This window comes from Streptomyces sp. NPDC003248 (assembly GCF_055563235.1).
In genome coordinates, this window is sequence record NZ_JBVHDT010000005.1 from 1 (window position 1) to 25,352 (window position 25,352).

At 73.7% G+C, this 25,352-nt stretch carries 18 protein-coding genes, 1 rRNA gene and 1 pseudogene; 15 read left to right on the top strand and 5 right to left on the bottom strand.

Annotated features, from left to right (window positions below; translation table 11 throughout):
- Nucleotides 1–173: 173 nt before the first annotated feature.
- From rrf to ACZ3KJ_RS13995, 3 genes and pseudogenes are all read left to right on the top strand, one after another.
- Nucleotides 174–290: ribosomal RNA gene (gene rrf, locus ACZ3KJ_RS13985) — 5S ribosomal RNA — on the top strand.
- A 529-nt stretch (nt 291–819) separates the two neighbouring features.
- A pseudogene (locus tag ACZ3KJ_RS13990) lies at nt 820–1,518 on the top strand (hypothetical protein); the annotation flags it as partial.
- Nucleotides 1,519–1,545: 27 nt separating this feature from the next.
- The gene (locus ACZ3KJ_RS13995; protein WP_467527417.1) at nt 1,546–2,289 is read left to right on the top strand and encodes a tetratricopeptide repeat protein; all 744 of its coding nucleotides are present in this window, start codon (nt 1,546–1,548) and stop codon (nt 2,287–2,289) included.
- A 73-nt stretch (nt 2,290–2,362) separates the two neighbouring features.
- On the opposite strand, the gene ACZ3KJ_RS14000 is transcribed toward ACZ3KJ_RS13995, so the two are convergent.
- Nucleotides 2,363–3,646: a DUF1015 family protein gene (locus ACZ3KJ_RS14000; RefSeq protein ID WP_467526850.1), complete on the bottom strand. Its 1,284-nt coding sequence runs from the start codon at nt 3,644–3,646 to the stop codon at nt 2,363–2,365.
- 71 nt (nt 3,647–3,717) lie between these two features.
- Here ACZ3KJ_RS14000 and ACZ3KJ_RS14005 point away from each other — a divergent pair, with 71 nt between their 5' ends.
- The 4 genes from ACZ3KJ_RS14005 (at nt 3,718) to ACZ3KJ_RS14020 (ending at nt 8,102) form a co-directional block, all read left to right on the top strand.
- The gene (locus ACZ3KJ_RS14005) at nt 3,718–4,746 is read left to right on the top strand and encodes an HAD hydrolase-like protein (RefSeq protein WP_467526852.1); all 1,029 of its coding nucleotides are present in this window, start codon (nt 3,718–3,720) and stop codon (nt 4,744–4,746) included.
- A 271-nt stretch (nt 4,747–5,017) separates the two neighbouring features.
- A complete protein-coding gene (locus ACZ3KJ_RS14010; protein ID WP_467526853.1) occupies nt 5,018–6,061 on the top strand; it encodes a FecCD family ABC transporter permease in 1,044 nt (347 codons plus the stop codon).
- 113 nt (nt 6,062–6,174) lie between these two features.
- On the top strand, nt 6,175–7,194 hold the full coding sequence (locus tag ACZ3KJ_RS14015) for a FecCD family ABC transporter permease (RefSeq protein ID WP_467527419.1): 1,020 nt from the start codon (nt 6,175–6,177) through the stop codon (nt 7,192–7,194).
- A 32-nt stretch (nt 7,195–7,226) separates the two neighbouring features.
- A complete protein-coding gene (locus ACZ3KJ_RS14020; RefSeq protein ID WP_467526854.1) occupies nt 7,227–8,102 on the top strand; it encodes an ABC transporter ATP-binding protein in 876 nt (291 codons plus the stop codon).
- Between the two features lie 57 nt (nt 8,103–8,159).
- Here ACZ3KJ_RS14020 and ACZ3KJ_RS14025 read toward each other — a convergent pair whose 3' ends face one another.
- Nucleotides 8,160–8,507 carry a sterol-binding protein gene (locus ACZ3KJ_RS14025; RefSeq protein ID WP_467526855.1) on the bottom strand — a complete coding sequence of 116 codons (348 nt, stop codon included), beginning with the start codon at nt 8,505–8,507 and terminating at the stop codon, nt 8,160–8,162.
- Between the two features lie 216 nt (nt 8,508–8,723).
- Between ACZ3KJ_RS14025 and ACZ3KJ_RS14030 the strand changes: the two genes are divergently transcribed.
- The 5 genes from ACZ3KJ_RS14030 (at nt 8,724) to ACZ3KJ_RS14050 (ending at nt 14,384) form a co-directional block, all read left to right on the top strand.
- A complete protein-coding gene (locus ACZ3KJ_RS14030) occupies nt 8,724–9,071 on the top strand; it encodes a hypothetical protein (protein ID WP_467527420.1) in 348 nt (115 codons plus the stop codon).
- A gap of 22 nt (nt 9,072–9,093) precedes the next feature.
- Nucleotides 9,094–9,909, top strand: a complete 816-nt coding sequence (locus tag ACZ3KJ_RS14035; protein ID WP_467526857.1) for a TlyA family RNA methyltransferase — start codon at nt 9,094–9,096, stop codon at nt 9,907–9,909.
- On the top strand, nt 9,906–10,811 hold the full coding sequence (locus ACZ3KJ_RS14040; protein WP_389520053.1) for an NAD kinase: 906 nt from the start codon (nt 9,906–9,908) through the stop codon (nt 10,809–10,811). Before ACZ3KJ_RS14035 ends, ACZ3KJ_RS14040 begins: the two co-directional genes overlap by 4 nt.
- 211 nt (nt 10,812–11,022) lie before the next feature.
- A complete protein-coding gene (recN, locus tag ACZ3KJ_RS14045; RefSeq protein ID WP_467527422.1) occupies nt 11,023–12,741 on the top strand; it encodes a DNA repair protein RecN in 1,719 nt (572 codons plus the stop codon).
- 521 nt (nt 12,742–13,262) lie between these two features.
- Nucleotides 13,263–14,384, top strand: coding sequence for a glycosyltransferase family 4 protein (locus ACZ3KJ_RS14050; protein WP_467526858.1), 1,122 nt, complete (start codon nt 13,263–13,265; stop codon nt 14,382–14,384).
- Nucleotides 14,385–15,064: 680 nt separating this feature from the next.
- Here ACZ3KJ_RS14050 and ACZ3KJ_RS14055 read toward each other — a convergent pair.
- From ACZ3KJ_RS14055 to ACZ3KJ_RS14065, 3 genes are all read right to left on the bottom strand, one after another.
- The gene (locus ACZ3KJ_RS14055; RefSeq protein WP_467526860.1) at nt 15,065–16,708 is read right to left on the bottom strand and encodes a PucR family transcriptional regulator; all 1,644 of its coding nucleotides are present in this window, start codon (nt 16,706–16,708) and stop codon (nt 15,065–15,067) included.
- A 140-nt stretch (nt 16,709–16,848) separates the two neighbouring features.
- Nucleotides 16,849–18,231, bottom strand: a complete 1,383-nt coding sequence (locus ACZ3KJ_RS14060; RefSeq protein WP_467526862.1) for an FAD-binding oxidoreductase — start codon at nt 18,229–18,231, stop codon at nt 16,849–16,851.
- Between the two features lie 70 nt (nt 18,232–18,301).
- On the bottom strand, nt 18,302–20,104 hold the full coding sequence (locus tag ACZ3KJ_RS14065; RefSeq protein WP_467527423.1) for a glycoside hydrolase family 15 protein: 1,803 nt from the start codon (nt 20,102–20,104) through the stop codon (nt 18,302–18,304).
- Between the two features lie 531 nt (nt 20,105–20,635).
- Here ACZ3KJ_RS14065 and ACZ3KJ_RS14070 point away from each other — a divergent pair.
- From ACZ3KJ_RS14070 to ACZ3KJ_RS14080, 3 genes are all read left to right on the top strand, one after another.
- Nucleotides 20,636–22,300 (top strand): CTP synthase, encoded by a 1,665-nt coding sequence (locus ACZ3KJ_RS14070; RefSeq protein ID WP_467526864.1) that lies wholly within the window; start codon nt 20,636–20,638, stop codon nt 22,298–22,300.
- A 134-nt stretch (nt 22,301–22,434) separates the two neighbouring features.
- Entirely contained in the window at nt 22,435–23,061 is a 627-nt protein-coding gene (locus ACZ3KJ_RS14075) for an NUDIX domain-containing protein (protein WP_467526865.1), read from the top strand.
- 173 nt (nt 23,062–23,234) lie between these two features.
- On the top strand, nt 23,235–25,304 hold the full coding sequence (locus ACZ3KJ_RS14080; protein WP_467526867.1) for a tetratricopeptide repeat protein: 2,070 nt from the start codon (nt 23,235–23,237) through the stop codon (nt 25,302–25,304).
- Nucleotides 25,305–25,352: the final 48 nt, after the last annotated feature.

Sequence of the window (25,352 nt, forward strand, 5' to 3'; positions counted from 1 at the left end):
GTTGATAGGCCGGATCTGGAAGCACGGTAACGTGTGGAGGTGACCGGTACTAATAGGCCGAGGGCTTGTCCTCAGTTGCTCGCGTCCACTGTGTTAGTTCTGAGGCAACGACCGTTGCCGGTTTGAGTGAAAACAAGTGAAAAGTGTGCTTGTTCGCTCGAAACCATTAGGGTTTCGGTGGTTATAGCGTGAGGGAAACGCCCGGTTACATTTCGAACCCGGAAGCTAAGCCTTACAGCGCCGATGGTACTGCAGGGGGGACCCTGTGGGAGAGTAGGACGCCGCCGAACAATCTTTGGAAGGACCCCTGGTCCCAGCGTTCAGCTGGGACCAGGGGTCCTTTTTGTTTTTCCGGAGCGCACCGGGTACCCGGTTGCGCGAGAATGACTTGCGGTACCGAAGACAGGAGTCACCATGTCCACCAACTCTCCCGACGACCGACCGGAGCGCGACCAGCGGCGACGGGACAGTGGGGATCGCGGTGAGCGCGGCGACGGCGGCCGTTTCCGCGGGGACCGTGGCGAGCGCGGTGAGCGCGGCGGGTTCCGCCGCGACAATGACCGTGGCGGGTACGGCGGTCACGGTCGACGTGATGACCGGGACCGCGGCGAGCGCGGAGGGTTCCGTCGTGACGACCGCCGTGATGATCGGCGCGACGACCGGCGCGACGACCGGCGGGGCGACCACCGTGGGGGGTACGGCGATCGCGATCGCGGTGGCTACGGCCGGCGCGACGACCGGCGTGAAGGCGACCGGGGTTCGCGTCCCGCATTCCAGCGGGACGACCGCGACCGTGGGGCACGCCGGGACGATCGCGGGGACCGTGGTGACCGGCCCGCTTTCCGGCGCGACGATCAGCGAGGCGGCTACGGCCGGCGTGATGACCGCCGTGACGACTCCCGCAGTGGCCACGGCCGCCGGGACGACCGGGGCGGCTTCCGCCACGACGACCGGGGCGGGTTCCGCCATGACGACCGCCGTGACGATCGCAGGGACGACCGTCGTGACGATCGGCGCGATGACCGCCGGGACGACCGCCGTGACGACTCACGCAGCGGCTACGGCCGCCGGGACGACCGTGGGTTCCGGCGCGACGACCGGGGCGGGTTCCGCCGCGACGATCGGCGTGATGACCGCCGTGACGACCGTCGGGGCGATGACCGCGGGGACCGTGGCGGATTCCGGCGCGATGACCGCGGGGACCGTGGTGGGTTCCGCCGCGACGACCGCCGCGACGACCGCCGCGACGATCGGCGTGATGACCGCCGCGACGACCGCAGGGACGACCGTCGCGGTGATGACCGCGGGGACCGTGGCGGATTCCGTCGTGACGACCGCCGGGACGACAGCCGGGGTGGCGAGCGCGGTGGATTCCGTGGGCGGGACGACCGCGGTGGGCGCGGCCCGCGCCGGGACGACCGGGGTGGTAGGCCCGGTGGATTCCGGGGCCGTGACGGACGGGACGACCGCCGGGACGACCGCCGGGGCGGCGGGCGGTTCCGCGACGAGCGGGAGCGTGACCGGGACCGCGAGCCGATCAAGCGGCTGCCGATCCCGGAGGACGTCACCGGCGACGAGATCGACAAGGACGTACGGCAGGAGCTCCAGAGCCTGCCGAAGACGCTCGCCGAGGACGTCGCCAAGAACCTGGTGATGGTGGCGCGGCTGATCGACGAGGACCCGGAAGGGGCCTACGGATACGCCAAGGTCGCGCTGCGACTGGCGTCGAGGGTCGCCGCCGTGCGGGAGGCCGCCGGATTCGCCGCGTACGCCAACCAGAAGTACAGCGAGGCGCTCGCCGAGTTCCGGGCCGCCCGGCGGATGACCGGGTCGGTGGAGCTGTGGCCCGTCATGGCCGACTGCGAGCGGGGGCTCGGCCGTCCCGAGAAGGCACTGGACATGGCCGGGGCGCCCGAGGTGCACAAGCTCGACAAGGCCGGGCAGGTCGAGATGCGGCTCGTCGCGGCCGGCGCCCGCAGGGACATGGGGCAGCTGGACGCGGCCATCGTGACGTTGCAGAGCCCCGAGCTGGCCTCCCACTCCGTGCAGCCGTGGACCGCCCGACTGCGCTACGCGTACGCGGACGCCCTCCAGGCCGCCGGACGGCAGAGCGAGGCGCGGGAATGGTTCGCGAAGGCCGTCGAGGCCGACCGCGACGGCAGCACGGACGCCTCGGACCGGCTGGCGGAACTGGACGGCGTGGAGTTCGTCGACGCGCTGGACGAGGACGCGGCCGACGGCGAGCCGGCCGAGGACAAGACCGACGGCAAGAGCGAGGGTCAGGACTGACACACGCCAGTGACGGACGAAGGGGCGGGATCTTGGTGGAAGCCGGGATCCCGCCCCTTCGCCGTACGCAAGGTCAGATGTTCAGGGCCCGCAGCACCAGGCCGGAGGCCGGTTTCGGACCGAAGGACGTCGACTTGCGGGGCATCGTGACGCCCTGGCGGGCCAGATCGCGGACCACGTCCTCGCGGACCGGGTGCAGCAGCACCGCCGTGGCGCCGTCGTGCTGTGCCTTCTCGACCGTCGCGGCCGTGTCGTGGATGTAGGCGATGCGGGACGGATCGTCGTCCGGGACGCGCCACACATGGGCCAGGAGTGTCATGTGCAGGACCGTGGCGTCCAGGGAGCGCCAGGCCTCCGGGCGGTCGGCGGGAACCGTGCGGGCCAGCAGGGCCGGATCAGGGCGGTCGAGGAGGTGGAAGGCGCCGTCGCCCGCCAGGAGGAACGCGTTGCCCGCGCAGGCGGCGTCGGCCAGGACGTCGAGTGCCTCCGGCAGCGGTCCCGTCAGGCGGCGGACGCGGAACAGGCCCTCGACGCGGGACAGGGCGTCCGCCACCGGCAGGCCGTGCAGCAGGCGGTGGATGGCACGGACCCGCAGGGGATAGCGGGCCGTGTCGACCAGCAGGACCAGGCCGTGGTCCCAGGGGCTGGGGGAGCCGTGCTCCGCGCGAAGGCGCCGGTACGTCGCCCAGCGGTGATGGCCGTCGGCGATCAGGGCCTGGTGAGGGGAGAGGCCGGCCTGGACACGGGCCACCTCGGCGGGATCGGTGACCGACCAGAGGCGGTGGTGGTAGCCGTCCTCCGTGGCGGTGGAGAGCAGCGGGGGCCGTTCGGTGGAGCGGTCCACGACGTCCGCCGCGGCGCCGTCGCCCCGGTAGGTGAGGAGCAGGGGTTCGAGGTTGGCGTGGGTGGCGCGCATCAGGGCCGCGCGGTCGGCGACGACGTGCGGCATGACGTCCTCGTGGGGGAGGACGACGCCCGCCGAGGGCTCCGAGACGCGCAGCGCGCCGATGACGCCGCGCTGGAGTACGCCGTCGGGGTGCCGCTGTTCGTAGACGTACAGGGCCGGTTCGGGGTCGGCCGCCAGGACGCCCTCGGAGAGCCAGCGGCGCAGGGTGGCCGCGGCCTGCTCGTTGCGGGCGGCTGCCGTGCCGGCCTGGGGAAGGATCAGCCGGACGATGTTGTACGGGTCCGCGTCCTGGAGGTGGTGCAGACCGTCGGGGCGGACGACGACGTCGTACGGCGGGGAGGTGACGGCGGCGAGACTGCCGACCCGGTCGGGGTCGTAGCGCAGGCCTCGGAACGGGGTGAGTTCCAGGCCTCGGGGCGCCGTTGCTTCCGAGTGACCCGCTGAGTTCATCCCGGCATCGTACGTGTGTCAGTGGCATGCGGGATGATCGAGGAAAGCGAGCGAACGAGGAGCGATGCGGAATGAGCCCGAGCGTGAGGACGGGTCCCGACGGCAGCGGACAGGCCCTGAGCGAGGCGTACGACACGGCGCTGCTCGACCTGGACGGGGTGGTGTACGCGGGCGGGAGCGCGATCGTGCACGCCGTCGAGTCTCTGGCCGCCGCGCGGGAGGGCGGGATGCATCTCGCGTACGTCACCAACAACGCGCTGCGGACGCCCGACACCGTGGCCGCGCACCTGACGGAGCTGGGGATACCGACAGGAGCGCGGGACGTCATCACCTCGGCGCAGGCGGTGGCCCGGCTCATCAGTGAGCAGGTGCCGGCCGGGGCACGGGTGCTCGTCATCGGCGGGGACGGGCTGCGGGTCGCGCTCCGGGAGCGGGGTCTGGTGCCGGTGGAGTCGGCGGACGACGACCCGGCGGCCGTGGTCCAGGGGTACGGCGGGCCGGACCTGCCGTGGGGGCGGTTCGCGGAGGCGTCGTACGCCGTCGCGCGGGGTGTGCCGTGGTTCGCGTCCAACACCGACCTGACCATTCCCAGCGGGCGGGGGATCGCCCCGGGCAACGGGGCCGCGGTGGAGGTCGTGCGGATCGCGACCGGGGCCGAGCCGCAGGTCGCGGGCAAGCCGCTGCCCCCGATGCACCGGGAGACGATCCTGCGCACCGGCGCCGAGCGGCCGCTGGTGGTGGGGGACCGGCTGGACACCGACATCGAGGGGGCGTCCAACGGGGAGGTCGACTCGCTGCTGGTCCTCACCGGGGTGACCGACGGCGCCCAGCTCCTCGCCGCGCCGCCGCAGCACCGGCCGACCTACGTCGACGCGGACCTGCGGGGTCTGCTCACCGGACAGCCCGAGGTGACGGCCGACGGGGACGGCTTCCGGTGCGGTGGATGGACCGCGAAGGCCGGGGCCGAGCGGCTGCGCCTCGAGGGTGACGGCGACGCGCTGGACGGGCTGAGGGCGCTGTGCGCGGCCGCCTGGACGGCGGCGGGTGACGGTGTGTGCGAGCTGGACGGGGAGAAGGCGCTGGCGCGGCTCGGCCTGTGAACCGGACCCCCGCGGTGACGTGCCTGCGGTGACACCCAGCGGTGGCGCGGCCTGCGATGACACCACGCGGTGGCGCGGCCTGCGATGACACCCCGTGGTGACGTGCCTGCGGTGACACCCCGCGGTGGCGTGCCTGCGATGACACCCCGTGGTGACGTGCCTGCGGTGACACCCCGCGGGGCAGTGGCTCCGGATGCGGACGCGAAAAGTGCCGCAACGGGTGTCGGTCAAGGCATCGAGCCAGGTGAGGAGGGTAGGCTAACCTAACTGCGTGTTCGTCGACAGTGTTCCAGAACAGCGCGCGGAGACCGCCCCCGCGCCCCCAACCCGCCGGGCGAGCCGTTCCCTTGGGCTGCTCGTCTCCCTCGCGGTCCTGGTGGTCGTGGCCGTGGCGAGTGTCGCCATCGGGGCCAAGGAACTCTCCCTGGAACAGGTCTGGCACGGCCTGTTCCAGGACACGGGCACCTACGGCGACGTCGTCGTGGGCGAGCGGCTGTCGCGGACGGTGCTCGGACTGCTGGTCGGTGCCGCGCTGGGGCTCTCCGGAGCCGTGCTCCAGGCCCTCACGCGCAACCCGCTGGCCGATCCCGGACTGCTCGGCATCAACGCGGGCGCGTCGGCCGCGGTCGTCACCGCCATCACCTACCTCGGCGTCACCAGCCTGACCGGCTATGTGTGGTTCGCCTTCCTCGGGGCGGCCGCGGTCGGTGCGCTGGTGTGGTTCCTCGGCGGCAGCCGCGGCGCCACGCCGGTGCGGCTCGCGCTGGCCGGCACCGCGATCAGCGCCGCGCTCTTCGGCTACGTCCAGGCCGTCATGATCATGGACAAGGCGGCGCTCGCCAGGATGCGCTTCTGGACGGTCGGTTCGCTGGCCTCCGCGACCGACGAGACGATCCGGCAGGTGCTGCCCTTCCTGGCGGTCGGCACGCTCCTGGCGTTCCTGCTCGCCCGGCCGCTCAACGCCATGGCCATGGGCGACGACACCGCCAAGGCGCTCGGCGCCCACCTCGACCGCACCCGGGCGCTGTCCATGCTCGCCGCCACCGTGCTGTGCGGTGCCGCGACCGCCGCCTGCGGGCCGATCGTGTTCGTCGGGCTGATGGTCCCGCACGTCGTCCGCTCCTTCACCGGACCCGACCTGCGCTGGATCATGCCGTACGCGGCCCTGCTGTCACCGGTGCTGCTGCTCGGCTCCGACGTGATCGGCCGGGTCGTCGCCCGGCCGTCGGAGGTCCAGGTCGGCATCATCACCGCCGTCATCGGCGGCCCGGTCTTCATCTTTCTCGTACGACGGCGGAGGACGGCCCAGCTGTGAAGACCGCATCCAAGACCGCGGCGGACACCTCGGGACGGACCCCGGCGGAGGGGACCGGGCGGCCCGGGGAGACCGGCCGCACGGGCGCCCGTACGCCGGGGGCGCCCCGCGCCCTGCGCACGCCCGGGGGGCTCTCCCTGCGGGTGGACGCGCGTGCCGTCGTCGTCGTCGTGCTGCTGGTGGCCGCCGCGCTCACCGCGAGCGTGGTGCTGATCGGCACCGGCGACTTCCCGATCCCGGCCGGCGACGTGCTGAAGACGCTGGCGGGCGACGGCACCGCGGGCCAGGAGTTCATCGTCAACGAGCTGCGGCTGCCACGCGTCCTCGTCGGGCTGCTCGCCGGGGCCGCGCTCGGACTCGGCGGCGCCGTGTTCCAGGCGGTGTCCCGCAATCCGCTGGGCAGCCCTGACGTGCTCGGGCTCGGGCAGGGGGCGACGGCCGGCGCGCTCGTGGTGATCGTGCTGATGTCCGGGTCCGCCAACCAGGTCGCCGTCGGCGCGCTCGTCGGCGGTCTGGTCACCGGTGCCGCCATCTACCTGCTCGCCTGGAAGCGCGGCGTGCACGGCTACCGGCTGGTGCTGGTCGGCATCGGCGTGTCGGCCATCGCGACCGCGGTCAACGGATACCTCATCACCAAGGCCGACCTGGTCGACGCGGCCCGCGCGGTCGTGTGGATGACCGGCTCGCTCGACGGCCGGGACTGGAAGCAGGTCTGGCCGCTGCTCGCGCTGGTCTGCGTGCTCGCCCCGCTCGTCCTCGCCAACGCGCGCGGGCTGCGGATGATGGAGATGGGCGACGACGTCTCCAACGCCCTGGGCGTGCGGGTGGAGCGCGTACGGCTGCTGCTGATGGTCGCCGCCGTGCTGCTCACCGCGGCCGCCACCGCCGCCGCCGGGCCCGTCGCGTTCGTGGCGCTCACCGCGCCGCAGCTCGCCCGGCGCCTGACCCGCTCGCCCGGCCCGAACCTGCTGCCCGCGCTGTGCATGGGCGCCGCCCTCCTGGTCACCGCCGACTGGGCCGCGCAGCGGCTCTTCGGCGACGGACAGCTGCCCGTGGGCGTGGTCACCGGCGTGCTCGGCGGCGTCTACCTGCTGTGGCTGCTGGTCGCCGAGCGCCGGTCGGGCCGTATATGACGCCCGGCCGGGACAGGGTGTCCGGCCGGGCCATGAGCGCCACCACCCGTGTCAGCCACGGGCTGAACAACCAAAGGAGCACCGTGAACCGCCTGTCCGCCGAGAACGTCACCCTCGCCTACGACCAGCGGGTCATCGCCGAACAGCTGTCGGTGGAGATCCCCGACAACTCCTTCACCGTGATCGTCGGCCCCAACGCCTGCGGCAAGTCGACGCTGCTGCGGGCGCTGTCGCGGATGCTGAAGCCGAGTCAGGGCCAGGTGCTGCTCGACGGGCAGGTCATCCAGTCGATGCCCGCGAAGAAGGTCGCGCGGACGCTGGGCCTGCTGCCGCAGTCCTCGATCGCGCCCGACGGCATCACCGTCGCCGACCTGGTGGGCCGTGGCCGCTACCCGCACCAGGGCATCCTGCGCCAGTGGTCGACGGAGGACGAGCGGGTCGTCCAGGAGTCCATGGCGCAGACCGGCGTCGCCGAGCTCGCCGACCGGTACGTCGACGAGCTGTCGGGCGGCCAGCGGCAGCGGGTGTGGATCGCGATGGCGCTCGCCCAGCAGACCCCGCTGCTGCTGCTCGACGAGCCGACCACCTACCTCGACATCCAGCACCAGATCGACGTCCTCGACCTCTGCGCCGAGCTGCACGAGGAACAGGGCCGCACCCTGGTCGCCGTCCTGCACGACCTCAACCACGCGGCCCGGTACGCGACCCACCTCATCGCGCTGAAGGGCGGCGAGGTCATCGCCCAGGGCGCGCCGAACGACGTCGTCACGGCCGGGCTGGTCGAGGAGGTCTTCGGGCTGCGCTGCCAGGTCATCGACGACCCGGAGACGGGGACGCCGCTGGTGGTGCCGGCGGCGCGCAAGGCGCGGACCGACGTGCGGAAGGTCGCGGCCGCGGAGGCCTCCTGAGGGTCACCGGAGCCCGTTCGGGGCGTCACGGGAGCTGCCGGACCCCTTCCGGTCCTTTCACAGGAGCTTCCGGAGCCGGAACAGGTCGCGCAGGCCCGCCTCCAGCCTCACCCGGCCCGAACCCCAGGCCTTCGCGAAGGCCAGGTCGCCGTCCACCATCGCCACCAGGTCGTCCCCGGTCGTGGTGAGACGTATCTGGGCCTTCTGCGGCGGGGGGCCCTGGACGGTGTCGTCGACCTCGATGCGGCCGCCGGTGAGGCGGCCGACGAAGGTGACGTCCAGGTCGGTGAGGCGGCAGCTCACCGAGCGGTCCAGGGACACGGCCTCGCGGGCCTCGCCCCGGGTGCCCCCCAGATTCTCCGAGAACTTCTCCAGTGCGGCGCGGCACTCCTCGATCGTGGCCATCGCGCCCGACGGTACCCCAGCGGTTCGCGGTAGCGTCGGGGCATGAGCGACACAGCGCCGGACGACGGGCTCGCGCCGCACACCGGGCCCGCCCGGGGCGCCGGGCCCGCACGGCACGCCGGGCTCCCGCAGGACGCCGGGCTCCCGCGCGACGAGGGGCCCGCGCGGGGCACGGGTGTCGTGCGGGACGCCGAGACCCCGTCTGGCGCCGACGCCGTGCCCGGCGGATCCGACGGACCTGACGGACCTGACGGACCTGACGGACCTGCCGGGCCCGATGGACCTGGCGGACCTGCCGGGCCCGATGGACCTGGCGGGTCCGATGGCGGGTCCGACGGGCCCGACGGCCCCGGCGACGACCCCGCCGCCCCCGCGCCCCTGCACGTCCCCCGCACGCCCACCGGCAACGACGAGGTCGACGGCCACCTGGAGCGGCTGGCCGACGCCGACCACCTCGGCACGGACGGCCATCTGGAGGTGTACGAGGATGTACACCGGGGGCTGCGCGACGCGCTCACCGCGCTCGACGCCCGCCCGGGACCTCCGGCGCCCCCCTCGACGTAGACCGGTAGGAGCTGAACCGAACGTGGCAGGAGTCGCACGTCGTCGTCTGGACGCGGAGCTGGTGCGCCGGAAGCTCGCGCGCTCGCGCGAGCACGCCGCCCAGCTGATCGCCGCGGGGCGGGTCACCGTCGGGAAGACCGTCGCGACCAAATCGGCCACGCAGGTGGAGACCGCGGCGGCCATCGTCGTCGCCACCGACGACAGCGATCCCGACTACGTCTCGCGCGGCGGGCACAAGCTGGCGGGCGCGCTGACGGCGTTCGTGCCGCGGGGGCTCGTCGTCGAGGGACGGCGGGCGCTGGACGCCGGCGCGTCCACCGGGGGCTTCACCGACGTCCTGCTGCGGGCGGGCGCCGCGCACGTCGTCGCCGTCGACGTCGGGTACGGACAGCTCGCCTGGTCCCTCCAGAGCGATGAACGCGTCACCGTCAAGGACCGTACGAACGTACGCGAGTTGACGCTCGAAGCGATCGATGGGGAGCCAGTGGATCTTGTCGTGGGGGACTTGTCCTTCATTCCGCTCGGGCTGGTGCTGCCGGCCCTGGCGCGGTGCACCGGGCCGGACGCCGACCTGGTGATGATGGTCAAGCCGCAGTTCGAGGTGGGGAAGGAACGGCTCGGCAGCGGGGGCGTCGTCCGCAGCCCGCAGCTGCGGGCCGAGGCCGTCCGTGGCGTGGCCGCGAAGGCGTGGGACCTCGGGCTCGGGGTGAAGGGTGTCACCGCCAGTCCGCTGCCCGGGCCCTCGGGCAACGTCGAGTATTTTCTGTGGCTCCGGGCCGGGGCGCCCGCCCTGGACCCGGCGGATGTTGACCGTGCAGTGGCGGAGGGGCCGCGTTGACACAGAACCGAGCTCGTACTGTTTTCCTGCTGGCCCACACGGGCCGGCCCGCCGCGATCCGCAGCGCGGAGCTGGTCGTGAAGGGGCTGCTGCGCGAGGGCATCGGCGTGCGCGTCCTGGAGTACGAGGCGGCCGACCTGCCCCTGCCGGACGAGGTGGAACTGGTCGCCGAGGCCACCCCGCAGTGCCTGGTGGGCTGCGAGCTGCTCATCGTCCTCGGCGGTGACGGCACGCTGCTGCGGGGCGCGGAGTTCGCGCGGGCGTCCGGTGTGCCGATGCTCGGCGTGAACCTGGGCAGCGTCGGCTTCCTGGCCGAGGCCGAGCGGGACGACCTGGACAAGGTCGTCGACCGGGTGGTGTCGCGGGCGTACGAGGTCGAGGAGCGGATGACCGTCGATGTGGTCGTGCACCGCAACGGGGACATCGTGCACACCGACTGGGCGCTGAACGAGGCGGCGGTGCAGAAGGCCGGCGCGGAGAAGCTGCTGGAGGTCGTGCTGGAGATCGACGGGCGGCCGGTCACCGGCTTCGGGTGTGACGGGATCGTGCTGTCGACGCCCACCGGGTCCACCGCCTACGCGTTCTCGGCCGGCGGGCCGGTGGTGTGGCCCGAGGTCGAGGCGTTGCTGATGGTGCCGATCAGCGCGCACGCGCTGTTCGCCAAGCCGTTGGTGACCTCGCCGAACTCGGTGCTCGCCGTGGAGCTGCTGCCGCACATTCCGCCGGGCGTGCTGTGGTGCGACGGGCGGCGGACCTTCGAGCTGCCTCCGGGGGCGCGGGTCGAGGTACGGCGGGGGGCCGTGCCGGTGCGGCTCGCGCGACTGCACCACGCCTCCTTCACCGACCGGCTGGTGGCGAAGTTCGCGCTGCCCGTCTCGGGGTGGCGGGGGGCTCGGCACTAGCCGGTCGCCGGAGGAGCAGGAAGGGCTGGAGGGGCCGAAGGGGGCGGGGACCGTCGGCGGCCGCGGGCCGTGGATGGCCGGCCGCCGGCACGCGGCGGGGCCGTACTGCGGCGCGGTCCCGCGTCCCCGGGACACCTCCACCCGCCCGGGTGACAGGGTGCCTCGCGCTTCTCCTCCCGGACCTCGTAAGGTCGTGTCCGTGTTGGAGGAGATGCGGATACGGTCGCTCGGGGTCATCGACGACGCGGTCGTCGAGCTGTCGCCGGGCTTCACCGCCGTCACGGGTGAGACGGGCGCGGGCAAGACCATGGTGGTCACCAGCCTCGGGCTGCTGCTGGGCGGACGCGCCGACGCCGCGCTCGTGCGGATCGGCGCCGAGAAGGCGGTCGTCGAGGGGCGGATCGCCGTGCCCGCCGACGCCTCGGTGGTCGTACGGGCCGAGGAGGCCGGGGCCGAGCTCGACGACGGGGCGCTGCTGATCAGCCGTACCGTCTCCGCCGAGGGGCGCTCGCGGGCGCACGTCGGCGGGCGCAGCGTGCCGGTGGGCGTGCTGGCCGAGCTGGCCGACGAGCTGGTGGCCGTGCACGGGCAGACCGACCAGCAGGGACTGCTGAAGCTGTCCCGGCAGCGGCAGGCGCTCGACCGGTACGCCGGGGACGCCGTCGCCGTGCCGCTGGCCAAGTACAGCGAGGCCTACCGGCGGCTGCGGGCCGTGTCCGTCGAGCTCGACGAGATCACCACGCGCGCGCGTGAGCGGGCCCAGGAGGCCGACATGCTGCGCTACGGGCTCGACGAGATCGCCGGCGTGGAACCGCGCGCCGGGGAGGACGGGGAGCTGGCGGAGGAGGCGGAGCGGCTCGGGCACGCGGAGGCGCTGTCCTCGGCCGCCACGGCCGCCCACGCCGCTCTGGCGGGCAATCCGGAGGACCCCGAGGGCATTGACGCCGCGACGCTCGTGGCGGGCGCGCAGCGGGCCCTGGAGGCGGTGCGGGCGCACGACCCGGCGCTGTCCGCGCTCGCGGACCGGATCGGGGAGATCGGGATCCTGCTGGGTGACGTGGCGGGAGAGCTCGCGGGGTACGCCGACGACCTCGACGCCGACCCGCTGCGGCTGGCCGCCGTGGAGGAGCGGCGGGCCGCGCTCACCGCGCTGACCCGGAAGTACGGGGAGGACGTCGCCGGCGTCCTCGCGTGGGCCGAGCGGGGTGCCGCGCGGCTGACCGAGCTGGACGGCGACGACGAGCGGATCGACGAGCTGACCGCCGAACGGGACGCGCTGCGGACCGAACTGGGCGGACTGGCGCAGGCGTTGACGGACGCGCGGGCGGAGGCCGCCGAGCGGTTCGCCGCCGCCGTGACCGCCGAGCTGGCGTCGCTGGCCATGCCGCACGCGCGCGTGTCGTTCGAGATCCGGCAGACGCCGGACCCCGAGGGCGTGGCGGTCGGCGGGCGGACGGTCGCCTACGGGCCGTCCGGTGCCGACGAGGTCGAGCTGCTGCTCGCCCCGCACCCGGGCGCGCCGCCGCGGCCCATCGCCAAGGGTGCCTCCGGCGGTGAGCTCTCGCGGGTGATGCTCGCCGTGGAGGTCGTGTTCGCGGGGACGGATCCCGTGCCGACGTATCTGTTCGACGAGGTCGACGCGGGCGTCGGCGGCAAGGCCGCGGTCGAGATCGGGCGGCGGCTGGCGCGGCTGGCGAAGACCGCGCAGGTCGTCGTGGTCACGCACCTTCCGCAGGTCGCCGCCTTCGCGGACCGGCAGCTGCTGGTGGAGAAGACGAACGACGGGTCCGTGACCCGGTCCGGCGTGAAGGTCCTGGAGGGCGAGGAGCGGGTCCGGGAACTGTCCCGGATGCTCGCCGGACAGGAGGACTCCGAGACGGCCCGGGCACACGCGGAGGAACTGCTGGCGACGGCGCGGGCGGATTTGTAGCGCCGGCCCGGCCGAGGCCGGGCCCGTGGCCCGTGTCCCGGGACGCGGAGGAGCGCGCGAGGGGCGGTGACCTTGAGGTCACCGCCCCTCCCGCGTGGCCGGGTGGGGGTGCCGTGGTGCTCGCGCGGGTCCCCGGGACGGCGGGGCGCGCGGCGTACGTCCGGGCGCGCTCCCGGTGGGACGGTCGGGCCGGCGGAGGGCGGACGGGGGTGTCGTGGACCGGCGCGCGCCGTCGGCGTGGTGGGTGTGCGTGCGGGTGGCGGGGGAGTGGGGGGCACGCGGTCGCCGATCTGCCCGAAGGCCTGACCCGCTCGAACGGAACCCCGACCTCCTTCACTCGTGTGAGTGACATGCGGGGCCGTGTTGCCGGAGCCTGGGGCGCTCGACGGCACGGAACACCCGTACGTGCTGGCATCCTTGACGTAGGAGAGGGAGGAGCCCGAGCGGTCCACCCCTCCGTCCGGCCCCCTTCCGCACGTTCCTTCGTGACCGCCCGACGCCGAACCAGGAGCCCCGGCCACGTGAGCATCCACTCACCGCACGGCCAGTCGCCGCTGCACACCGTGCAGGTGCTGGGCGGTGGCAACGCCACCAGCAGCGCGCACGTGCGCTCCCTGGCCGCGGGGCTCGTCGCACGGGGCGTGCGGGTGACGGTGTGCGCCCCCATGGAGGCCGATCACACCTACGACTTCACGGGTATCGGAGCCGAACACGTGCCCGTGCCGCGCAGTAGCGATCCCGCGTCCGTGAAGGCGCTGCGGGCGGCCTGCACGGACGCCGACCTCGTCCACGCGCACGGACTGCACGCCTCCTTCCGGGCCGTACTGGCGCTCGGCGGCCGGCGTACCCCGCTCGTCGTCACCTGGCACGACCGGGCGTACGCCGAGGGCGCCCGCGCCCATCTGCTGCGCCTGCTGGAGCGGAGGGTGGCCAAGGCGGCCGCCGTCGTGCTGGGAACGACGTCCGGTCTGGTGGACCGGGCGCGCCGGACGGGTGCGCGGGACGCGCGGCTCGCCCCCGTGGCGCTGCCGGGAGTCCGTCCCGCCGAGGAGGACCCCGAGCGGCCGCGGTCCAAGGTGCGCGCCGAACTCGGGGCGATCGGGCGCCCGTTGCTGATGGCGGTCGGCTCGCTGGAGCGCCACCGCGGCTACGACGTCCTGCTGGACGCCTCGCGCGCGTGGCGCCTGCTGGATCCCGTGCCGTTGGTCGTGGTCGCGGGGGAGGGACCGCTGCGGGCGGATCTCCAGCGGCGCATCGAGGAGGAGGAACTGCCCGTCCGGCTCATCGGGCTGCGGGACGACGTGGGCGAGTTGCTGGCCGCGGCCGATCTCGCCGTGCTGGCGGGCGACGAGGAGGCGCGGTCCGTCGCGGCGCAGGAGGCGCTCCACGCGCGCGTGCCGCTCGTCGCCGCCCGGACCGGCGGCGTCCGCGAACTCGTCGGCGACGCCGCCGAACTCGTCCCGCCCGGGGACGCGGACGCGCTCGGCGACGCCGTCGCCCGGCTGCTCGACGACCCCGGACGGTGCGAGCGGCTCCGCGACCTCGGCACCCGGCAGGCGGCCACCTGGCCCACCGAGGACGAGACCGTCGCCCAGGTCCTCAGCGTCTACGACGAGCTGACGCAGCCCCAGCCGCTGATCTGAGCCGGCCTCAACCGGATCGCGGCCCGAGCCGAGAGGGCGTCGCGCCGATTCCCGGACGGACTGATTCTCAGCGCGCACCGAATCTCGGCCAGGCCGGTGCGCGCCGATTCCCGGACGCGCCCATGCTCGGCGCGCACCGAATCTCGGACGCGCCGATTGCCGGGCGTGCCGGTCCAGGGCGCTCCCGTCCCGGGGTGTTCCCGTCCCGGGGTGTGCCAGCCCCGGGGTGTGCCGGTCTCGGGGTGTGCCGGTCTCGGGTGTGCTGGTTAGGGGGGTGCCGGCTCCGGGTGCGCCGGTCCCGGGCGTTCCCGTCCCGAGCGTTCCCGTCCAGGGTGTGCCGACTCCGGATGTGCCGGTCCCGGGCGTTCCCGTCCCGGGTGCGCCGGTCCCGGGTGTGCCGGTCCCGGGCGTTCCCGTCCCGGATGTGCCGACCCCGGATGTGCCGGTCAGGGGCGTGCCAGCTCCGGATGTGCCGGTCCCGGCTGTGCCGGGTCCCGCGATGCCGTAGCGCGAGGCGCCCCGCCCGGTGACACGGCGGGGCACGGCAGTGTACGGCGAGGCAGGGCACGGCGAGGCAGGGCACGGCAGGGCACGGCGGGGCACGGCGAGGCACAGCGGGGTACGGCGAGGCACGGCAGGGCGTGCCGCCGGCCTGGCGGGCTCGCCGCCCGCCGGACGGTTCACGGCACCAGTCGGCGGGCCCGCAGGGCGAGGCTCAACGCCAGGACCGTCTGCGGGTCGTCCAGGTCCGTGCCCAGGAGCTCGCCGATGCGGGCGAGGCGGTTGTACAGGGTCTGGCGGTTGAGGTGGAGTTCACGGGCGGTCTCCGCCTTGCGGCCGGCGTGGGCGAGGTACGTCTCCAGGGTGGGCAGCAGGGGCGGCCTGGAGCGCTGGTCGTGGTCCCGGACCGGGCCGATCGCGCGGTCCACGAAGGCCGCCAGGTCGGGATGGTCGCGCAGGCGCCACAGAAGCAGGTCGATGTCGAGGCGGCGGGCGTCGTACCAGGGCCGGTCCGACAGTCCCTGGGCGGCGGTCGCCGTCTCCGCCGCGTGCCGCAGGCCCGCCGACGCGGCCGCCCAGCCCCCCGCGACGCCGACGACCACGACCGGCGGCCGGCCTCCCGGCCGCCGCATGCCGGCCCGCTCCGCGCCGGCCCGCAGCGCCGCCGCCACCCGGTCCGCCACCGCCGGCCGCTCCGACTCCGCCCGCAGGCCGAGCAGCAGCGGCACCCGGCCCTCCACCGGGCGTACGCCGAGCAGGACCGGCACCCCGACCGACGCCAGCTCCTCCGCCACCGCACGCGCCAGCACCGCCCACCCCCCGCCCGGGGAGAGCGCGTCGCCCAGCCGCATGACGACCGGCAGCAGCGGGCTGTCGCCCGGCTTGAAACCCAGTACACGCGCCTGCGCCGGGGCGTCCTGCGCCGCGATCCGCCCCTCGGCGAGGTCGGTCAGGAAGTCGCCCCGGCCCCGCGCCGCCAGCTCCTCCTCCTGACGCGCCTGCATCAGCACCACGGCCAGGACCCCGGCCGCCCGCTCGACCGCCATGCGGTGCACCGGAGCCAGCGCGGCGCGCACCGGCAGCAGCACGAGCCGGGCCCGCACCGAGCCCGCACCCGGCCCGCCGCCGGGCACGTCCACCAGCACCGAACCGGCGGGCGGCGGCGCGTCCTTGTGCGGCCCGCGCAACCCCTCCCACACCTGGAGCGGATCCGCTCCCTCGGGCCCGGCGCCGGCGGCGTACAGCAGCCGGCCCTCGGTCGTCTCCAGGAAGACCGGGTTGCCGCAGAAGTCCGCCAGGATCTCCAGGACCTGCGGGACCCCGCCCCCGCCCAGCAGGGCCTGCGTACAGCGGCGGTGCACTTCCTCCGCCCGCTGGAGCAGCGCGTAGTGGCCGTTGACGATCTCGGTGTGGATCTCCTCGGTCACCGTCACGAACGGCACCTCGCGGTGCAGCTGGACCAGTGGCAGCCCCGACGTCCGCGCCGTCTCCACCACCGCCGCGGGCAGCCGGGTGAAGCGCGGGCCCAGCTCGATCACCAGGGCCGCGATGCCCCGCTCGGCCAGGGTCCGCACGAACGCCCGCTGGTCGGCCGGCCGGGTGCCCAGGCCGTAGCCCGTGGTCAGCAGCAGCTCGCCGCCCTTGAGCAGGGAGGCGATGTTGGGGACCTCGCCCGCGTGCACCCAGCGCACCGTGCGGCCCAGCCGGTCCGCGCCCGCGAGGATCTCCGGCAGCCCGCTGCGCAGTCCGGGCAGCTCCAGCGCGCGCCGCACGGTGATGCCGGCGCCCTGACTGTCGTATCGATGGTCCGTGCGGCTGTCCATGCAGCGGACGCTACCTGCGAAGACGTCCCGGCGACAGGTCCGCCCGGAGCCGGGGACGATCACCGTCGGCGGCCTCCGGGGTGGGGTGTCCGGGGGCCCCGGACGGACTCGCCGCCCCAGGCCCTGGACGGACGCGCCGCTCAGATCGGTCTGATGTTGTGGTTGAAGCGGAAGACGTTGTCGGGGTCGTACCGTCGCTTCAGGTCCCCGAGCCGCCGGGCGTTCCCGGCGCCCACACCGGCCACGACGCGGTCGGGGCCCTCGTCGCCGATGAAGTTGAGGTAGACCGCGCCCGTGCTCCACGGCCCCACCTCGGGCCGCACGCCCCGGACCCACCGCACGCACCGCTCGTCGTCCGCGGGGTCCTCCCACAGCCCGAAGGGGTGCACGGCCCACGGCGCGTCCCGGTACGGCACCGGGAACCCGTGCGGGCCGGCGGCGATCGCCCCGCCCTGCGGGAACAGGGCGTGCATCGAGCCGGTCGGCACGGGCAGCGCCTCCCCGCGGGCGCAGAAGACGTCCACGAGGTCGTCGGGCGCGCCCGACAGGTACTCCGCCGACCAGTGGTTCCGCATCCCGGGCGGTTCGTCGATCATGCACTGCACGTCGGCGTACGGCATCGGACCGACGAGCTCCGCCTCGTGCGGCAGCGCCAGCAGCGGCTCGGCCACCTCGCGCAGTCCGGTCTCCGGCCCGGCGTACGTCAGCAGCACGGCGCACACCAGCGTGCCGACCAGGTGCGGCGGGACGAACTCCGCGGGCCGCCCGGTGAGGTAGAGGACGGCGCCGCCCGCCTCGTCGGGGCCGGACTCGATCACGTCGCGGTAGGCGCGCGTGACCTCGCGGCCCGACTCCGGGCGGTACAGCAGCAGCGCGACGGCGAAGTCGGGCAGCTCGTGCAGCCGCAGGGTGAGCGCGGTGGCGACGCCGAAGTTGCCGCCGCCGCCGTGCAGGGCCCAGAACAGGTCGGGATGGTCGTCGGGGCTCGCGTGGAGCCGGTCGCCGTCGGCGGTGACGAGGTCGACGCCGAGCAGGTTGTCGGCGGCGAGTCCGCAGCGGCGGTCGAGCCAGCCGGTGCCGCCGCCGAGGACGAAGCCGCCGACGCCGGTGGTGGAGACCCGGCCGCCGGTCGTGGCCAGACCGTGGGGCCGGGTGGCGCGGTCCAGGTCGCTCATCGTGGCGCCGCCCGCGACCCGCACCGCCCGCGCCGCGGGGTCGACGGCGACCGCGCGCAGGTGCCGCAGGTCGACCACCAGGTTGTTGTCGTTCACCGCCATGCCCGCCACGCTGTGTCCGCCGCCGCGCACCGCGACCTTCAGGTCGAGGTCACGGGCGAACCGCACGGCCCGGACGACATCGGCCTCGTCCACGCACTGCGCGATCACCGCCGGACGGCGGTCGATCATCGCGTTGAACACCGTCCGGGCCTCGTCGTACCCGACGTCCCAGGGGGCGAACACGTCGCCGGCCAGATCCTCGCGCAGCGCGGCGAGGGCCGCGCCCGCCTTCGACGGGGGAGCCATGGGCCGCCGCCCCCTTCCGTGCAGGGGCCGATGCCTCCCAGCCTAGGCGGGCGTGCCGGGTCGGGCCGGGTCAGCCGCCGTACGCGCCGGACGCCGTCAGGCGCAGGGCCGTGTCGATCAGCGGGACGTGGCTGAACGCCTGCGGGAAGTTGCCGACCTGGCGCTGGAGGCGCGGGTCCCACTCCTCGGCGAGCAGTCCGAGGTCGTTGCGCAGCGACAGCAGCTTCTCGAAGAGCTTGCGGGCCTCGTCCACGCGGCCGATCATCGCGAGGTCGTCCGCCATCCAGAACGAGCACGCCAGGAAGGCGCCCTCGTCGCCGGGGAGGCCGTCCACGCCCTCGTGGTCGCCCTGGGTGGGGTAGCGCAGGATGAAGCCGTCCGGCGTGGACAGCTCCCGCTGGATCGCCTCGATGGTGCCGATGACCCGCTTGTCGTCCGGGGGCAGGAAGCCCATCTGCGGGATGAGCAGCAAGGACGCGTCCAGCTCCTTGGAGCCGTAGGACTGCGTGAAGGTGTTGCGTTCCTTGTCGTAGCCCTTCTCGCACACGTCCCGGTGGATGTCGTCGCGCAGCTCGCGCCACCGCTCCAGCGGGCCGTCCGCGTCGCCGGACTCGATCAGCTTGATCGTGCGGTCGACCGCGACCCAGGCCATGACCTTGGAGTGTACGAAGTGCCGGCGCGGGCCGCGGACCTCCCAGATGCCCTCGTCCGGCGTGTCCCAGTGCTTCTCCAGGTAGCGGATCAGCTTCAGCTGGAGGAGGGAGGCGTAGTCGTTGCGGGCCAGGCCCGTCATGTGGCCCAGGTGCAGGGCCTCGGTGACCTCGCCGTACACGTCCAGCTGGAGCTGGTGCGCGGCGCCGTTGCCGACCCGGACCGGCGCGGAGTTCTCGTAGCCGGGCAGCCAGTCCAGCTCCGCCTCGCCGAGCTCCCGCTCGCCGGCGATGCCGTACATGATCTGGAGGTTCTCCGGGTCGCCGGCGACGGCGCGCAGCAGCCACTCGCGCCAGGCGCGGGCTTCCTCGCGGTAGCCGGTGCGCAGCAGGGAGGACAGGGTGATGGCCGCGTCGCGCAGCCAGGTGTAGCGGTAGTCCCAGTTGCGCACGCCGCCGATGTCCTCCGGGAGGGAGGTGGTGGGGGCGGCGACGATCCCGCCGGTGGGGGCGTAGGTCAGCGCCTTCAGCGTGATCAGCGAGCGGATCACGGCCTCGCGGTAGGGACCGTGGTACGTACAGTGCTCGACCCACTCGCGCCAGAACTCCTCCGTCGCCTCCAGCGACTGCTCCGGCTCGGGCAGGGGCGGCGGCTCCTTGTGCGACGGCTGCCAGGAGATCGTGAAGGCGATGCGCTCGCCGGGGGCGACGGTGAAGTCGGCGTAGGTCGTCAGGGACTTCCCGTAGGTCTCGCAGTCGGTGTCGAACCACACCGAGTCCGGTCCCGCGACCGCCACCGTGCGCCCCTCGTGCCGGTGCACCCAGGGGACGACGCGCCCGTAGGAGAACCGCATCCTCAGGGCCGAGCGCATGGGGACGCGGCCCGAGACGCCCTCGACGATGCGGATCAGCTGGGGGGCGCCGTCACGCGGGGGCATGAAATCGGTCACTCGGACCGTGCCGCGCGGGGTGTCCCACTCGGATTCCAGGATCAGCGAGTCGCCCCGGTAGGCGCGCCGGGCGGCGGTGGGCGGCTCCTGGTCGGAGCCGTGGGCGGGCCCGAGCCGCCAGAAGCCGTGCTCCTCGGTGCCCAGCAGCCCTGCGAAGATCGCGTGCGAGTCGAAGCGGGGCAGGCACAGCCAGTCCACGGTCCCGTCACGGCAGACCAGTGCGGCGGTCTGCATGTCTCCGATGAGTGCGTAGTCTTCGATGCGCCCGGCCACGTGCAACTCCAGTCGAACGGCCACGTCACCCCCTATGAGGGGGCTGTCGCTAGTGCGGTCAAGGGGGTTGTTGTCATGCGTCGTTGAGCGGTGAAGCAAAGCAGCCGCTCAGCCGTGTCGGCAAAACGCCAATTCTTGCTCAACGAACTGACGAGCTCTCGTTGTTCCGGTGGATACGGGCGGGGGTGGTGCCGTGTCGGCCGGCCGGGCTCGGCAGTGAGTGTCCGAGCAGGATACGACGCACGTAGATGATCTGTGTGCCGCTCCGGGCAACCCGGGTGGGCCGAACGGGTGAGCACCGGGTGAGAAACCAGTGTGGACCAGAGCAGCCGTGTCGGGACGTGTGCGGAGCGTGGCCGGAAGCCATCTCCCTGAGGCGCTGATACCCTGGTAGCCCGTGGACCGGTGGGCTCGAAACCCCCGAACCGCAGCGACGGCGCCCCCGGAGGAATCCGGCCCGAACCGCTGGTGAGAGCCTCCGGACGCCGCACCGCACCCCCAGACCGCGACCACGGGAGCCCCCTCTTGGCCATGCCGCCCAAATCCACGACGACCAAGCACATCTTCGTCACCGGGGGTGTCGCCTCCTCTCTCGGCAAGGGTCTGACGGCCTCCAGCCTCGGGATGCTGCTCAAGGCGCGGGGCCTGCGCGTCGTGATGCAGAAGCTCGACCCGTACCTCAATGTCGACCCTGGCACGATGAACCCGTTCCAGCACGGTGAGGTGTTCGTCACCAACGACGGCGCCGAGACCGACCTGGACATCGGCCACTACGAGCGCTTCCTCGACCGCGACCTGGACGGCTCGGCCAACGTCACCACCGGCCAGGTCTACAACACGGTGATCGCCAAGGAGCGCCGAGGCGAGTACCTGGGCGACACCGTGCAGGTCATCCCGCACATCACCAACGAGATCAAGCACCGCATCCGCCGCATGGCGACGGACGAGGTGGACGTCGTGATCACCGAGGTCGGCGGCACGGTCGGCGACATCGAGTCGCTGCCGTTCCTGGAGACCGTCCGCCAGGTCCGCCACGAGGTCGGCCGGGACAACGTCTTCGTGGTCCACATCTCCCTCCTTCCCTACATCGGTCCCTCGGGGGAGCTGAAGACCAAGCCGACCCAGCACAGCGTGGCCGCCCTGCGCAACATCGGTATCCAGCCGGACGCCATCGTGCTGCGCTGCGACCGTGAGGTGCCCACCGCCATCAAGCGCAAGATCTCGCTGATGTGCGACGTCGACGAGGACGCGGTGGTCGCCTGCCCCGACGCCCGCTCGATCTACGACATCCCGAAGACCGTGCACGGCGAGGGCCTGGACGCCTACGTGGTCCGCAAGCTGGACCTGCCGTTCCGCGACGTGGACTGGACGACCTGGGACGACCTGCTGGACCGCGTCCACAACCCCGACCACGAGATCACCCTCGCCCTGGTCGGCAAGTACATCGACCTGCCCGACGCCTACCTCTCGGTCACCGAGGCCCTGCGCGCCGGCGGCTTCGCCCACAAGGCCCGCGTCAAGATCAAGTGGGTCACCTCCGACGACTGCAAGACCCCGGCCGGCGCCGCGGCCCATCTCGCCGGCGTCGACGGCATCTGCATCCCCGGCGGCTTCGGCGACCGCGGTGTGCTCGGCAAGGTCGGCGCGATCCGCTACGCCCGCGAGAACCGGATCCCGCTGCTCGGCCTCTGCCTCGGCCTCCAGTGCATCGTGATCGAGGCGGCCCGCAACCTCGCCGGCGTCTCGGACGCCAACTCCACCGAGTTCGACCCGGCCACCGCCCACCCGGTCATCTCCACCATGGCCGAACAGCTCGACATCGTCGCCGGCGAGGGCGACATGGGCGGAACGATGCGCCTGGGCATGTACCCGGCCAAGCTGGCCGAGGGCTCCATCGTCCGCGAGGTGTACGACGGCAAGGAGTACGTCGAGGAGCGGCACCGTCACCGGTACGAGGTGAACAACGCCTACCGCGCGGAGCTGGAGAAGAAGGCGGGCATCCTGTTCTCCGGCACCTCCCCGGACGGCAAGCTCGTCGAGTACGTCGAGTACCCGCGGGACGTCCACCCCTACCTGGTGGCCACGCAGGCGCACCCCGAGCTGCGCTCGCGGCCGACGCGTCCGCACCCGCTGTTCGCGGGCCTGGTGAAGGCGGCCGTGGAGCGGCAGGTCGCCGCGGAGGCGGATGGGAAGTAACACACCGGTTGTACGGTGGCCGGGGTGCAAACCTTCAAAAGGTGGGCACCCCGGTTTTCTTCCGGGGTTCTCTCTCGGCCGGTCTCCCCGCCGCGTGCGGGCCGGTCACTCGCGTACGTGTGGAAGGACAGGGCATGACGATCAAGGACACCCCCGAGGCGTGGGAGATCCGGGCGACGGAGACCCCCTTCGTGGGCAACAAGACCTCCGTCCGCACGGACGAGGTGGTCATGCCGAACGGCACGGTGGTCCGCCGCGACTACCAGGTCCACCCGGGTTCCGTGGCCGTCCTCGCCCTCGACGCCGACGACCGCGTGCTGCTCATCAAGCAGTACCGCCACCCCGTGCGGCAGAAGCTGTGGGAGATCCCGGCCGGCCTGCTCGACGTGCCGGGCGAGAACCCGTTGCACGCCGCCCAGCGCGAGCTGTACGAGGAGGCGCACGTCAAGGCCGAGGACTGGCGGGTCCTCACCGACGTGTACACGACCGCCGGCGGCTGCGACGAGGCCGTGCGCATCTTCCTCGCCCGCGATCTGTCCGAGGCCGACGGCGAGCGCTTCGCGGTGGAGGACGAGGAGGCCGACATGGAGCACGCGCGCGTGCCGCTCGACGAACTGGTCCGGGGCGTGCTCGCGGGCGACCTGCACAACAACTGCCTCGTCGTCGGCGTCCTCGCCCTGGTCGCCGCGCGCGGCGGCGACGGGCTCGACGCGCTGCGGCCGGCTCAGGCGCCGTGGCCGGCGCGTCCCTTCGAGGCGTGATCGGCAGGGTGCCGGTGAGCCCCCACCGTCCGGTGTGACGATCGGCTGATCCGATCGGGCGACGCCACCGCCGTGCTCCTCCCGGAACGTCGCAGAGCGTGAACTAGGCTCTGGAATCGCCCGGTCCGGAGACCCGGCGGGCTTGCGCGTGCGGTGGGACGGGAGTGTGGCCCGTGACGGAACAGGCAGTGGACACAGACGGCGTGCAGCTGTCGGGACACGCTGCGACGGAGGGCCATTTCCTGGGCCGGGCCCGGGAGTTGAAGGAACTGCGCGCCGACATCGCGCGCGCGGGGCTGGACACGCTGTCCGGGAAGAAGGCGCCCCGCGCGCGCGTGCTGCTCATCGCGGGCCGGCCCGGCTCCGGACGCACGGCGCTCGCCGAGGAACTGGTCCGCCAGGTCGCGGACCGTTACCGCGACGGTGTGCTGCGCGCCCGTCTCGGGGAGCCGGACGGCACCCCCGTCCCCGTCGAGCGCGCCGCCCGCGAACTGCTCGGCGCCCTCGGCCTGCCCGTCCCGCCGGGGGCCGGCGAGGAGGACCTCTCGGCCACCTTGCGCGAGGCGCTCGCCGAGCGGCGGATGCTGCTCCTGCTCGACGACGCGGCGGGCGCCGACCAGGTCGACGCGCTGCTCCCGGACTCCCCGGAATGCCTGGTCGTCGCCGTCTCCGCGGGCCCGCTCACCGGGATCTCGGACGTGCGTCCCTGCACACTGGGCGGCCTGGACACCAAGTCCGCCCTCGAACTGATCACCCGCTACACCGGATCGGTCCGCATCACCGTCGACCCCCGCGCCGCGGAGGGGCTGGTGGAGGCATGCCAGGGCCATCCCGCCGCGCTGATCCTCGCGGGCGGCTGGCTCGCCGCCCGCTCCCAGGCGACCGTCGCCGACCTCGCCAAACAGATGCACGCCGAGACCGGTGACGACGGCGCCGACACCAGTCCCCTCGGCCGTGTCTTCCGGCTCACCCACGACTCCCTGCCCGCGGCCTCCGCCCGGACACTGCGCCTGCTCTCCCTCGCCCCGGCCGGCCTGGTGGACCCGCACACCGCCTCCGCGCTCGCCGGCTGCTCGGTCGACGCCGCCCGCACCACCCTGGACGGCTTCGTCGCCCTCGGCCTGCTGCGGGTGGTGGATGCCCCGCTGCCGCAGTACGAGGTCCCCGCCTGTCTGCACCCCCTGCTGCGGGCCGCCGCCGAGACCCACGAACGCCCGGGCGAGCTCCAGCTGGCGCGCGCCCGCATGCTGGAGCGGACGGTACGGCTGCTCCAGTCCTGCCGGGCGATCACGGAGACCGACGACCCCGAGGTCCGCGGCAGGCTCCAGGGCATGCCCCGGGCCCTGCGCTTCCCGAGCCCCCGCGCCGCCGCCGACTGGCTGCGCGTCCGACGGCCGGCCCTGCTCGCCTCCGCCCGTCTCGCGGTCGCGGACGGGGAGCTGGACACCCTGGCCAGGCGGCTGATGTCCCAGCTGGTCAGGGCGATGGTCGCGCACTTCGGCACCCAGGGCGCCGCCCCCGACCTGTACGGCGTCCACCTGCTCGTCCTGGACGTGGCCGAGCGGCGTGACCTGCCCCGCGAGAAGGCCGCGGCCCTGCTGAACCTCGCCGACGTCGACGCCCGGACCGGACGGACAGCGGACGCCCTGGTGCGCTACCGGGCGGCGCTGGACGCCGGACGCGAGGCGAACGACCCGTATGCGACCGGCCGCGCGATGGAATCCGTAGGCGGCGCGCACCAGGAACTCGGGGACTACGACCGCGCCGCCGACTGGTTCGGCAGGGCCCTGGCGCAGCGGCTGGCCCGCGACGAGCGCGCGGACGCCGCCCGGCTGTACGGCCGGATCGCCACCGCGCAGACCTACGCGGGCCGCTACGGCGAGGCGCAGCGCGGCTGGCGGGCCGCGGCGGCCGGGCACCGCAAGAACGGCGATCTGGGCGCCTACGCGCGGGCGTTGAGCGAGCTGGCGCGGGTCCAGGAGTACGCGGGCCGCCCCGAGGAGTCGCTGCGCACCTGCCAGGAGGCGGTGGAGTGGGCGCGGCGCGCGCAGGACCTGCGGCTCCAGGCCGCGCTGCAGCTGCGGCTGGCCGACACCCTGGAGCGCCTCGGCGACCCGGCGGCGGCCCTGCTGCACCGGGGCGCGGCCGAGCGCATCCTGGGAGAGGAGGCCCCCGACAGTGATCCAGGGCTGGAACACACCGCTAACACCTGCGAAATCCGTAGTACATCCGCTGAAGATTGATGCTTTGAAAGGCTAGACAGCGGGAACGCCTTCATTAGACTGGCTCTG

What these genes read in the sequence shown, in the direction of transcription:
- ACZ3KJ_RS14060 (WP_467526862.1), bottom strand. Translation starts at nt 18,231, where the DNA reads ATGGCTCCCCCGTCGAAGGCGGGCGCGGCCCTCGCCGCGCTGCGCGAG.
- ACZ3KJ_RS14025 (WP_467526855.1), bottom strand. Translation starts at nt 8,507, where the DNA reads ATGGCCACGATCGAGGAGTGCCGCGCCGCACTGGAGAAGTTCTCGGAG.
- ACZ3KJ_RS14020 (WP_467526854.1), top strand. Translation starts at nt 7,227, where the DNA reads ATGAGCGCCACCACCCGTGTCAGCCACGGGCTGAACAACCAAAGGAGC.
- ACZ3KJ_RS14000 (WP_467526850.1), bottom strand. Translation starts at nt 3,646, where the DNA reads ATGAACTCAGCGGGTCACTCGGAAGCAACGGCGCCCCGAGGCCTGGAA.
- ACZ3KJ_RS14075 (WP_467526865.1), top strand. Translation starts at nt 22,435, where the DNA reads ATGACGATCAAGGACACCCCCGAGGCGTGGGAGATCCGGGCGACGGAG.
- ACZ3KJ_RS14070 (WP_467526864.1), top strand. Translation starts at nt 20,636, where the DNA reads ATGCCGCCCAAATCCACGACGACCAAGCACATCTTCGTCACCGGGGGT.
- ACZ3KJ_RS14055 (WP_467526860.1), bottom strand. Translation starts at nt 16,708, where the DNA reads ATGGACAGCCGCACGGACCATCGATACGACAGTCAGGGCGCCGGCATC.
- ACZ3KJ_RS14005 (WP_467526852.1), top strand. Translation starts at nt 3,718, where the DNA reads ATGAGCCCGAGCGTGAGGACGGGTCCCGACGGCAGCGGACAGGCCCTG.
- recN (WP_467527422.1), top strand. Translation starts at nt 11,023, where the DNA reads ATGCGGATACGGTCGCTCGGGGTCATCGACGACGCGGTCGTCGAGCTG.